General features: G+C 45.8%; 7 protein-coding genes. 6 read left to right on the top strand and 1 reads right to left on the bottom strand.

The genetic code is table 11. The annotated features are described in order from the left end of the window. Window positions 1-271: 271 nt before the first annotated feature. On the top strand, window positions 272-2,053 hold the full coding sequence (locus G3I67_RS02790) for a flavin-containing monooxygenase (RefSeq protein ID WP_163651475.1): 1,782 nt from the start codon (window positions 272-274) through the stop codon (window positions 2,051-2,053). Between the two features lie 22 nt (window positions 2,054-2,075). Then, a complete protein-coding gene (locus tag G3I67_RS02785; RefSeq protein WP_163651474.1) occupies window positions 2,076-3,008 on the top strand; it encodes an ornithine cyclodeaminase family protein in 933 nt (310 codons plus the stop codon). Between the two features lie 46 nt (window positions 3,009-3,054). Here G3I67_RS02785 and G3I67_RS02780 read toward each other — a convergent pair whose 3' ends face one another. Beyond that, window positions 3,055-3,900, bottom strand: coding sequence for a PhzF family protein (locus G3I67_RS02780; RefSeq protein WP_163651473.1), 846 nt, complete (start codon window positions 3,898-3,900; stop codon window positions 3,055-3,057). 160 nt (window positions 3,901-4,060) lie between these two features. Here G3I67_RS02780 and G3I67_RS02775 point away from each other — a divergent pair, with 160 nt between their 5' ends. The 4 genes from G3I67_RS02775 (at window position 4,061) to G3I67_RS02760 (ending at window position 11,688) form a co-directional block, all read left to right on the top strand. Next, window positions 4,061-7,639, top strand: coding sequence for an indolepyruvate ferredoxin oxidoreductase family protein (locus G3I67_RS02775; RefSeq protein ID WP_163651472.1), 3,579 nt, complete (start codon window positions 4,061-4,063; stop codon window positions 7,637-7,639). Between the two features lie 80 nt (window positions 7,640-7,719). Further along, on the top strand, window positions 7,720-8,628 hold the full coding sequence (locus tag G3I67_RS02770) for a hypothetical protein (RefSeq protein WP_163651471.1): 909 nt from the start codon (window positions 7,720-7,722) through the stop codon (window positions 8,626-8,628). A 12-nt stretch (window positions 8,629-8,640) separates the two neighbouring features. Next, window positions 8,641-10,488 carry a sulfatase family protein gene (locus G3I67_RS02765; RefSeq protein WP_163651470.1) on the top strand — a complete coding sequence of 616 codons (1,848 nt, stop codon included), beginning with the start codon at window positions 8,641-8,643 and terminating at the stop codon, window positions 10,486-10,488. Between the two features lie 354 nt (window positions 10,489-10,842). After that, complete coding sequence (locus G3I67_RS02760; protein ID WP_163651469.1) at window positions 10,843-11,688, top strand: cupin-like domain-containing protein; 846 nt, start codon at window positions 10,843-10,845, stop codon at window positions 11,686-11,688. The last annotated feature ends 17 nt before the right edge of the window (window positions 11,689-11,705 follow it).

Genomic DNA, 11,705 nt, shown 5'->3' with positions numbered 1-11,705 from the left:
ATATTCAACCGCGAGCCTGACACGTCTTTGCCGAAGCATGTCATCGTATGAACCCGCCCATGTTGGCATGATCCATGCGAAACATAACAAAAGACTTAATAGTTGTGTGCTTCTAATTATTTTGTGATGATAAAACTTCATGAAATTGCTGTGCTAACCAATATGATGAGCGTAGCATGTAAGCGACGAATTTATTCAAAACTAAAAAGCGGGTAACGTAAAAAATTTCCAAAGAGTAAGATCTGATCATCATCTTGTATCAATGAAATATATGACAAAAAAAATAAACCCCAGTATTTTGGAAGAAAATCGGATTCAAGAATGGCTCGATTCATTTGAAGAAGCGCTAGCTACCGGCAACCAACAGGCGCTTGAACAGCTGTGGCTTGATGACTGTCATTGGAGGGACGTCTTAGGCCTGCATTGGGATATTGACACCATTTCAGGAAGAGTGAATGTCTGTCATGCTCTGTTGGCACGTAGTCAGAAGGCTAGGCCAAGAAATTGGTCACTCTCAAAAGGGGTGCTAGAAGAATTAGCAGTTATTGACTCTGAAGATGGCTCATTGGTTTGTCTAATCGAATTCGAGACGATTTTCGGTCCTGCGGAAGGCGTGCTTCGATTGGTTCGTGATCCTGACCACTCCGATGCTCTTAAAGCCTGGGTGCTGATGACCGCTCTTGTAGAGATTAAAGGTCATGAAGAAAAGTACAAAAAGTTTCTGGAAAATCGTATTCAATTCGGGCGTAGTTTTCTTGGTCCCAATTGGCTTGAGAAGCGAGCAAGAGAGGCTGAGTATGATGGAGAAGATCCGACTGTGTTGATTGTGGGAGGCGGACAAGCAGGCTTGACTATCGCAGCCCGACTAAAGCAGTTAGGGATCAATGCGCTGTTGATAGATCAACACGAACGAATCGGTGACAATTGGCGTGAGCGATACAAAGCTCTTGTTCTGCATAATCAGACGTTTGCGAACCATTTGCCGTATATGCCTTTTCCCGATACTTGGCCAATCTTTGTTCCCAAGGATATGTTGGCTGGTTGGCTTGAATATTATGCAACCGCAATGGAGTTGAATGTTTGGTGTGACGCAAAGCTAGTCGATGCTCGCTACGATAAGAGTTCTAAGCAGTGGGTTGCAAATGTGGAAAGAGGAGGAAAGCGCGTGACACTCAAGCCACGTCACGTGGTGATGACCACAGGAGTCAGCGCGTTGCCGGATCGAAGTCCAATTGATGGACTGGAAAAATTTTCCGGCTCAGTTATGCATACCGCAGATTATGAGAATGCCACACAATGGATCGGTAAGAATGTAATTGTTTTGGGAACAGGAACCAGCGCACACGATGTCGCACAGGATTTATGCGAACACGGGGCACATGTCACCATGGTGCAGCGTGGTGCGACAATGGTTCAGAATGTCGTGCCTACTGCTCAGAAGCCATATGCGATCTATGAAAAGGGCTACCCTCTTCAATATTGTGATCTGCTGGCAGTTGGAACCCCGTTTCCGTTGCTCAAAATCGCAAATCGACGGGCAAATGATGAGGCAAGAGAAATCGATAAAGATTTACACACAGGATTGGAAAAAGCTGGGTTCCGACTCAACAAAGGCGAGGATGGGATTGGCTGGCAGATGATGTATCTTACTCGCGGTGGTGGATATTATTTTAATGTTGGATGTTCTGAGTTGATCAGTCAGGGAAAAATTAAAATCATTCAACTGCAAAATTTGGATCACTTCGAATCGACCGGTTTAAGGATGAAGGATGGATCTCTAGTTCCGGCTGATCTGATTGTTGTGGCAAAAGGATATTTGGGCCAATCCGCGATCGCCGAAAAACTGCTTGGAAAAGATGTTTCTGCTCAACTCGGCCCGATATGGGGGATGAATCCCGATACCCAGGAATTAAATAATATGTGGAAACCCACGCCTGTTCAGGGACTATGGTTTCATGCCGGATCCCTTGCGCAGTGTCGGATTTATTCCAAATACTTGGCACTGCAAATTCAGGCAAGAGAGCTCGGATTGATCGCAGAGGAAAGGTCGTAGATACTCATAACGGAATTACTACATGCAATTTTTTGATCAATCCTCTGTAGCACAGGCGTTACCTTATCCTGTATTGATAGATGCTTTGGCTACCGGTTTGCAAGAACCGATTGAATCACCCTTGCGAAGTCATTACGAACCTAATCATGATGCCAGCACCGTGCTGATTATGCCTGCCTGGAAGGTGCGTGAAATCATGGGCGTTAAATTGGTATCCGTTTGGCCCGGTAACAATGCGATTGGGCAGTCCGCAGTATCGGGTGCATACGTATTGATTTCTTGCGTAAATGGCAATCCAATCGCCGTTATGGACGGAACGGAGTTGACTTTGCGGCGTACCGCATCGGCTGCAGCTTTGGCTGCGAAAATTCTTTCCAGAAAATCATCCTCAACATTGGCTATCCTCGGTACGGGATCACTGAGTCTTCCACTTGCTGAAGCACATGCAAGTGTGATGCAGTTTTCCAAAGTGTTGATTTGGGGGCGTGATAGCAAAAAATCACAATCGATTGTGGATAGACTTGCATCCATCGGGATAGTTGCGCAGGTAGGTATCGATTTGAAGGACACCTTGTCTGCAGCTGACGTTGTTGCCGTGGCAACAACCGCAACAACACCATTTGTTCGTCGAGAATGGTTGAAGCCCGGTACACATTTAGGACTCATGGGGGCCTTTACTGCACAGATGGCGGAAGCGGACCCTGAACTGATGCCTCACGCGCAAGTATTTGTCGATAGTCGTGATGCAATATTGGAAAAAGGCGGCGAGGTATTTCAAGCTATACAAAGGGGCTTGATTCATTCATCAGCTATCGAGGCTCAGCTCTCTGAAATTTCTAAATGTCCTCAGCATGCATGGCGAAAAAGCGAAGAGGCGATTACCGTATTCAAGTCAGTTGGATTCGCATCCCTAGATCTCATTGCCGCGGACTTGGTTTACAAGAGTCATCGTTAGTATTTTGATTTCCCTATCTTGCGAATGTGATAACCAGTCATTGAAGTCAAAAGTTGGACATTTTGCCTTCAATGATGATGTGTACCTGACCGCCAATCCAGGCGACATCACCCTTGCCTCGCTTAACCGAAACCCGCCCGATGCGACCAATGCTCGTTCCTTGAGCAGCAACGTAGGGATCGCGCAAGCGATCATTTGCCAGAAGCCATTTAGCGATGGCCGCATTCAATGACCCCGTAATGGGATCTTCACTCATTCCGCTTGACGGTGCAAGCATCCTTACTTCGTAGTCGCAAGGGCTGTTTGGCTCATGGGCTGCAAATAAACCGATAGCTTTAAAAGTCGGCCACTTTACTTTCGATGCATCCGCTGCAAACACATCGGTCACGGATTTCAATTCGAAAAACTGCCAAGTTGGTCCATTGCAGAGTTCTGCAGTGTTAACGATGGCATCTTTTGAAATGCCAAGAGCATTGATCATTTCAAGTCGATGGCTAGGATCCATTTCTTTGATCGTAGTTTGCGGAGCGGCAAAATAAATAATCGGGTCCTGGGTAATGTCGATTTCAACAATGCCTACCCCGCATTCCTGGCGAACAATGCCAGAAGTCTTGGGAATTCCTCCGGTATGCAACCAAGAAACACAACTGCCTAGCGTCGGATGTCCTGCAAAAAGCATTTCACGCGCGGGAGTAAAAATTCGTACTTTGTAATCTGCGCAGGGATCAGTAGGCGGGAGCAGAAATGTGGTTTCAGCCAGATTCGTCCATGCCGCAAATCTTTGCATTTGCTCGTCGCTAAGGCCATCGGCGTCTACAACCACTGCCAATCCGTTTCCTTGAAGGGGAAAGGGACTGAATACATCACATTGAATGAATCTGCGAGACTTCATATGCTTGCCGTTGAGTCGATATGCTGTTAAAAATGGGTCAGTACTTTATGCCGGTCATTATATTGCCGGGCCATCCGAATACCCGGAAATGAATTAGCTGATCCAAAAGAAAGGCAAATGTCAAAATACCGGAGCGTGCTGCCCAAAAGGAGTCGAGACAATGAATACCCCTATTTCAGCCGATCATGTGCGTGAACAGGATCACGTCACGCTGGATGATAAATACAAGCTTGCCACCGGATATGCGTGGATGAGTGGAACCCATGCATTGGTTAGGCTCGCCCTGAATCAGCAAATCCGTGATCAGAATGCCGGGCTTAACACTGCGGGGTTTATTTCTGGCTATCGCGGATCGCCGCTTGGAGGTCTGGATCAAAATCTATGGAAGGCGGCCGCGTACCTTAAAAAGCACCATATCGTATTTCAGCCGGGCGTGAACGAGGATTTGGCCGCCACGTCGGTTTGGGGTTCGCAGCAGGTTAATCTCTTCCAGGGTGCGCAATACGATGGCGTATTCGGAATGTGGTACGGCAAAGGGCCTGGCGTTGATCGTAGCGGAGATGTTTTCAAGCACGCAAATGCGGCTGGAACCTCGCCTCACGGTGGCGTGCTGGTGATAGCCGGGGATGATCATCCCGCTAAGTCATCGACCCTGCCTCACCAAAGCGATCATATTCTGAAGGCCTGCGGCATGCCGGTTTTGTTTCCGGCAAATGTTCAGGAGATACTTGATTACGGCATTCTGGGTTGGGCGATGAGCCGTTACGCTGGCGTTTGGGTCGGGATGAAATGCATCACCGATATTGTCGAGGCATCAGCGTCAGTCGAGGTTGATGCGAACCGCGTCACGGTACATTACCCTAAGGATTTCGAATTGCCCCCAGGTGGGCTGAATATACGCTTGAACGATACACCTTTGGCTCAGGAGGCTCGCCTGCTGGATCAAAAGCTGTATGCCGCTTTGGCGTTTGCCCGCGCAAATGGATTGAATCGAGAACTTTGGTCCATACCTGATTGCGATGCACGATTTGGCATCATTACATCTGGAAAAGCCTTTCTCGATACGACCCAGGCATTGGTCGATTTGGGCTTAACGCCTGATGTTTGCCGAAGAATTGGCTTGCGCTTGTTCAAAGTGGGTATGGTATGGCCACTTGAGTCGACCGGATTGCTTAAGTTTTCAGAAAATCTGGATGAAATTCTTGTCGTTGAAGAAAAGCGGCAAATGTTGGAGTATCAAGTCAAAGAGGAGTTGTTCGGCTGGATCGGGCGAGGTAAGAAAATACCGCGGGTTGTCGGCAAGTTCGATGATAAGGATGGTGGCGAATGGGCCGTCCCGCAAAGTCCCTGGTTGTTGCCGGCTCATTATGAGTTTTCTCCTTCTATTGTGGCCCGTGCAATAGCATCTCGCTTGTTGCGGATGGATCTACCGGATGATGTGCGTGCAGGTATACAGACAAGATTGGATGTCATTGATGCATGTGAGCGCGAACTCGCACGTCCTCGTGTTATTGAAGAGCGCAAGCCCTGGTTTTGTTCCGGCTGTCCGCACAATACATCGACGCGTGTGCCGGAAGGTTCACGCGCCATGGCCGGCATCGGTTGTCATTACATGGCTCTTTGGATGGATCGCAGCACCCACGTATTTACGCAAATGGGTGGTGAAGGAGCACCTTGGATTGGACAAGCTCCGTTCACTTCGGAAAAGCACGTTTTTGTTAATCTCGGGGACGGTACATATTTCCATTCCGGGCTGTTGGCGATCCGAGCGGCCGTTGCAGCCAAAGTTAATGTGACTTACAAAATTTTGTTCAATGATGCTGTTGCGATGACTGGAGGCCAACCCGTTGATGGTCAATTGACTGTGCCGCAACTCGCAGCCCAAGTTCTTGCTGAAGGGGTTAAGCGTCTGATTGTCGTGACCGATGAACCGGAAAAGTATGCCAGCCATATCGATTTACCGGGCGATGTACGTGTCGCACATCGCGATGAGCTCGATCAAGTGCAAAAAGAGTTGCGCGAATGCCCTGGCACTACGGCATTGATATATGACCAGACATGTGCAACCGAGAAACGAAGACGGCGCAAGCGTGACGCTTATCCCGATCCAGCTCGTCGAGTGGTGATTCATTCGCAGGTATGCGAAGGTTGCGGAGATTGCTCGGTTCAATCGAATTGTCTTTCGATCGAGCCAATTGAGACTGAGTTTGGACGCAAAAGAACAATCAATCAGTCGAGCTGCAACAAAGACTATTCATGTTTGAAAGGATTTTGTCCGAGTATGGTCACGATTGAGGGCGGGAAATTGCGCAAGCCTGAATTGATCGACTCGAAAGAATTAAATGTGAAGTCCTTGCCCGATCCTGTCAGACGAGAACTCAACAGTTCTTATGGCATTTTTATCGCGGGAGTGGGTGGGACCGGTGTCGTTACGATCGGACAGTTATTGGGTATGGCTGCGCATATTGAAGGTAAGGCAGGATCTGTACTTGATATGGCAGGGCTCGCGCAAAAAGGAGGCGCAGTTTATTCGCACGCCATCATTGCATCTAAACCATCTCAAATTTTGAATTCTCGCATCGCGATGGGACAAGCTGATTTGGTTTTGGGTGCGGATCTGGTGGTCGGTTCGAGCACCGAATCGATCGCTCGCATGCGCCCTGGTCACACTCGTCTATTGCTTAATACGGATGTGGCTCCAACCGCGGCATTTATCGGGAATCCAAATTGGACACTGGCGACAAGTGCCTTACGCAGAGAGATCGAGCAAGCTTGTGGAGAAGGACGCGTAGCGAATGTGGATGCTGTTCAGCTTGCAATTAAATTCTTGAGTGATGCGGTGTATGCCAATCCATTGCTGATGGGCTTTGCATATCAAAAAGGTTGGATACCATTAAATCATCAATCAATTGAGCAGGCGATTGTTTTAAATGGCGTGCAAGTTCAAAATAACCTGAAAGCCTTCGATATTGGCCGTCAGGTAGCACATGATCCTGCTTTGTTGGAAAGGGGCGTTTCCGGTCACACTGAAATGAATTTCAACACCTCGAAATCGGATTGTGCGCAAGGGATTGAGTTCAAGCTCAACGGGTCCGAGCTGGATCATTTGCGTGATCGTCGGGCAGCATTTTTATGTGACTATCAAAATGCAGAGTATGCCAAGCGATATGTGGCATTCGTCAATCAAGTTGCCGAAGTTGAAATGAGCAAGTGCGGATCTCAAAAGCTTGCAATGGAAGTCGCTAGAAATTTGTTCAAGCTCATGGCTTACAAAGACGAGTATGAAGTTGCGCGTTTGTATACCATGCCTGAATTTTTAAATGGCTTGAATGATCAATTCGAAGGGGAGTGGAAAATCAATTTCTATCTCGCTCCGCCTATGTTCGCACGTCATGATGAAAAAGGGCATTTGATTAAAACCCGGATGGGTCCGTATATGTTGTCGGTTTTTAAAATCCTCGCAAAGCTTAAAGGATTGCGAGGAACACCCTTTGATCTGTTCGGTTACGCAGATGAGCGCAAAACGGAACGTGCTTTGATTGCCGAGTATCGGGAAACGATCTTATCTTTGTTGGAGAATTTATCTCCGCAATCAATCTCCAAAGCTTTGCAAATTGCTTCAGTTCCACAGGAGATTCGTGGATTTGGACATGTAAAGCAGGCTGCCCTGGTTCGCGCGCAGACTCAACGCATACGATTATTAAATGAATGGAATGAGTTAAATTTAACGGCAAAATAAATGGATTTATCCTTCTCAGGACATGCATAATTCATGTTCTGTATTTTTGATATCGGGAAGTATTCATGCGATTTGTCCAAATGAGATGGCATTTTGTCGTGATAGCGTCGATTTTATTTCCTGCTTATGCTCAAACTCTATCAGCGAACGGACAGAGAAATGATGATGGTTTAAGTCATGCGCATATCTTTGGCGGAGATATCAATATTCAGGGAATGCATCAGCAGTTTTCCTTGGCTAATGCCAAAGGCCCATTACCGATTGGCGTGACCGGTAGTGTTCAAAAATGGGTGACGGGGCCTCCATTAGCAAATCTTTATACCCAGATTGCGCAAGGGTATGCTCCGGTGACTGATAAGCTCAAAGTTGTATTCAACGAAATTTATCAGAAGCAGGGCAATATCGAACTGGCCAATATTGTCGCGGGTGTCAGTTATAAACCGACTAGCAACTGGAGCGTCAATGCCACAACTGGCGTTGGCACGAATACGCAAAATACATACCGCTACAGTTTTTATGCATCTCCGCAATACACGCTTCCTTATACTCACAATAACCAAAATATTCTTTCGATAGAGGCAGGGTTGACGTATCAGAATTTCGAACTTGGAGAATTCACTCAAATAGCTCCAAAGGTCAATTGGCATGTGTCTGATCATCTCCCCCTTATAAGTGCGGGTTTTTCGTTTGGAAATTTCAGGAAATCGACCAACCAGCAGGCAAATGGGTACTATCAGCCCAAGACCATGAGTGGGGCCATGCTAACTGGTGTAGTCAAGCCTACGGAATACTCTTTTTTAGCTTTAACCTGGTATCCAGCTAACCGGAACAATATCGCGGGATTTGATGTCATACAGGACACAGTTGGGGCGACGCTACATTACAACTGGTCCTCTCAAATCAGATTTTCCCTTTTTTCGCAGTTCCAAGTGACCCGAAGCAGCGGAAACGATGTGGCGTTTGGTGCAAGTGCCAGCTTTAATTTTTAGATAGGATTGAGCATGGAAGGCAAAAATAATCAATCGAGAAGAAGTTTTTTAAAAGCGGGTACGACACTTGCTGCCGGATCAATACTTGCGTCTAACAGCCATGCTACTCAGGGTAAAACGGCAGTGACGTCCTCCGCCGTTTCTCGAATTCAGGGTGGTAGTGAATCGAGTTTTCCATCTAAAGACGCACCAGGCTCCACTGATGGTGGATACAACATTCTGTTCATCTTGACCGATCAAGAGCATTACATGGGACCGTCTTGGCCGATCCCGCTGCCGGGCCACGAGCGTTTACGCAAGACCGGTACTTTTTTCGAAAATCATCAAATCGCTGCGGATATGTGTTCGGCATCGCGTGCTGTGATTTATACCGGGTTACATATGCCGCTTAACGGTATCTTCGACAATGCGGGCATACCGTACATGAAAAGCTTGAGTCCAAGTTTGCCCACTATCGGCAAGATTTTGCGCAAGATCGGCTATTACCCCGCTTATAAGGGCAAAGTCCATTTGAATGGTGCGATTGCGTCTGAAAACAAGCCCGATCAAATCAAAAGCCTGTTCGAGTCCATGATGGATAAAGATTACGGTTTTTATGATTACACGGGAGAAGGTGATTTTATTGAAGGTGCCCTAGGAGGTTACCAGTACGATGAAATCACGGTTGCGCAAGCAACACAATGGCTGAAGGCCAAAGGCCAGCCAATGAACGCTAAAAAACAGCCTTGGTATTTGGCGGTCAATCTAGTGAATCCTCACGATGTGATGTGGGTCAATACCGATCACCCTGATGGACCGGTCGTGCAAGGCAAAGACGCTAAGCTGGCCATCGCGTTTGCGCCGGATGACGTCCAATACAAAAAGCGGTGGGACCATATCCCATTGCAAAGCAGCTGGAGACAAAGTCTAGATGGTCCTGATCGTATTCCCGCTCATCGCATTTATCACGAGGCCAATGCTTATTTGACAGGCATGATTCCCAATGAAGAAAGTCGTTTGAGAACTCGCCAAAATTATTACTTTAATGCGATTCAAGATGTCGATAAAAAGATCGAAGCCTTATTAAACCAATTAGATGATTTGAATTTAACTAAAAACACGATAGTGATTTTCACCTCGGATCATGGTGATTTGTTGGGTAGTCATGGTGGACTTTCCAGCAAGGGTACGACGACTTACAAACAACAGAATCATGTGCCGATGCTTATTGTTCATCCAGCGATAAAAGGTGGTCAAAGCTGTAAAGAAGTCACTTCGCACATTGACCTTGTGCCAACTATTGTGGCCATGACCGGAAAAGATACAAGCCCGGCAAATGACATGATGAAGTTGATGAAGGGCCAAGATCTAACTCCTTTATTGAAAAAACCGGTCGATCCGGACTTCACTAGACGACGCGGTGGCGTTTTATTTTGTTATAGCCAGTTAATGGTGCATGACCCTGCATTCACAAAGACCTTGTACACGATGATAGAAAGCGGCAAAGTCGCAAGGGCGGACGAGTTTAAAAAAATCGAAACATTTCCGATTGACTGGTCATTACGCGTATCGATTCGCAGTGTCGTCGACGAACGTTATAAATTCAGTCGATATTTTTCGTTTAAGGAATTCAATACTCCTCAAACGATTGAGGAGCTAAAGTCTAAAAATGATCTTGAGTTGTACGATCTTGTGGCCGATCCGCAAGAGCTGGTGAACCTAGCGTTCGATTTCGAAAAGAATAAAGACTTGATTTGGGCGATGAATCTCAAACTGAACGCCTTGATCGAACGCGAAATCGGAAAAGATGATGGCAGCTTTTTGCCTCTTAACGACTGGATCAACTGGGATGGCGCGAGAAAATCAATGATGAATGTGTAACAGGATTCTACTAGTCTTGTGGGCAATGGTGATACTGTTCTAATGCGCCAGCATTGATAAATTTAATTTAGTTTTTTAATTACTTCAAGCATTTAACAATTTCTTTTATCAATGAAGATTAGATGTAATCAGAGTAGTACGAAAGGTGGAGATAATGGGATTTATTCATTAAAAAGACTGAGTTAGGCAAAATCTTCTAATATGATTTTGAAATGTATCGCTTAGCATAAATAAAGAATATATTAGTAAAATAAATATCAAAAAAAATAATACGTTTGGAGTATATTAGCTATGTAACAAGATCCTTGCGTTGGCTGCCACACGATATTTATAAAAACTTCAATTCTAAAGAACATGATTAACGAAGCCGCAATTAATTTGTATCCGAATCAAATTCCACAGATGAAATTAAAGGAATTTGTTGACAAAAAAATTGATATTTACGAATTTTGTTCAAAGAATAAAAAACCATTACTCATAACCAACGTTTATGAAGTTTTTCCTGAATTAGCGCAATGGAGTCCAGAATTTTTGCGCGAAAAGGCGGGTAATAAAGTGATTGAGGTCAACACCTCGAAAACGGATGTGTTTCAGGAATATCATCAACCAATCAAAATGACGTTGGATGAATATGCCCGTGAAATTAGTCTTGATACACCTACTTCAGGAAGAAGGTTGTACATGGGGGCGCAGGGAGTCAACCAGTCGTTTCCAGAGATAAAGTCGGACATACATTTCGATCAGATGTTGCCGAGCGAAAAACTGGGGCTTAAGTATTTATGGTACGGTCCTGGCGGAAATACGACCGGACTGCATTACGACACGATGGATAATTTTTTTATGCAGTTATATGGACAAAAACGCTGGATTTTGTCTGAACCCGATAGTTTCTTGAATCTTTATCCAAGGTCGGCTTTTTCTCATTATCCCAGAGTCACTGACTTCAACCCGCTTCGTCCGGATTTTGAAAAATTTCCACGGGCCCGCAAAGTCAAGTTTTATGACGTGACAATTAATCCGGGTAATATTCTTTATGCACCTCCGTATTGGTGGCATCAAGTTATCAGTTACAGCACTATTATTTCGGTCAATATTTGGTGTGCAACATCAAAGTTGAAAGCCGAATGGGGTGCATTGCAACTCATTCCAACGTATATCAAAGGTATATTGGGCCATAGTATTTTCCCCAAACAGTACTAATGACGTATTGCTTTCGA

It is taken from the genome of Sheuella amnicola (assembly GCF_010499255.1).
GTDB lineage: Bacteria > Pseudomonadota > Gammaproteobacteria > Burkholderiales > Burkholderiaceae_B > Zwartia > Zwartia amnicola.
The sequence above is the reverse complement of the archived record's forward strand: the minus strand, read 5'-3'. Positions and strand labels throughout refer to the sequence as shown.

Excerpts from the sequence above, each read along its gene's own strand:
- G3I67_RS02775 (WP_163651472.1), top strand. The coding sequence starts at position 4,061 with ATGAATACCCCTATTTCAGCCGATCATGTGCGTGAACAGGATCACGTC.
- G3I67_RS02780 (WP_163651473.1), bottom strand. The coding sequence starts at position 3,900 with ATGAAGTCTCGCAGATTCATTCAATGTGATGTATTCAGTCCCTTTCCC.
- G3I67_RS02765 (WP_163651470.1), top strand. The coding sequence starts at position 8,641 with ATGGAAGGCAAAAATAATCAATCGAGAAGAAGTTTTTTAAAAGCGGGT.
- G3I67_RS02790 (WP_163651475.1), top strand. The coding sequence starts at position 272 with ATGACAAAAAAAATAAACCCCAGTATTTTGGAAGAAAATCGGATTCAA.
- G3I67_RS02760 (WP_163651469.1), top strand. The coding sequence starts at position 10,843 with ATGATTAACGAAGCCGCAATTAATTTGTATCCGAATCAAATTCCACAG.
- G3I67_RS02785 (WP_163651474.1), top strand. The coding sequence starts at position 2,076 with ATGCAATTTTTTGATCAATCCTCTGTAGCACAGGCGTTACCTTATCCT.
- G3I67_RS02770 (WP_163651471.1), top strand. The coding sequence starts at position 7,720 with ATGAGATGGCATTTTGTCGTGATAGCGTCGATTTTATTTCCTGCTTAT.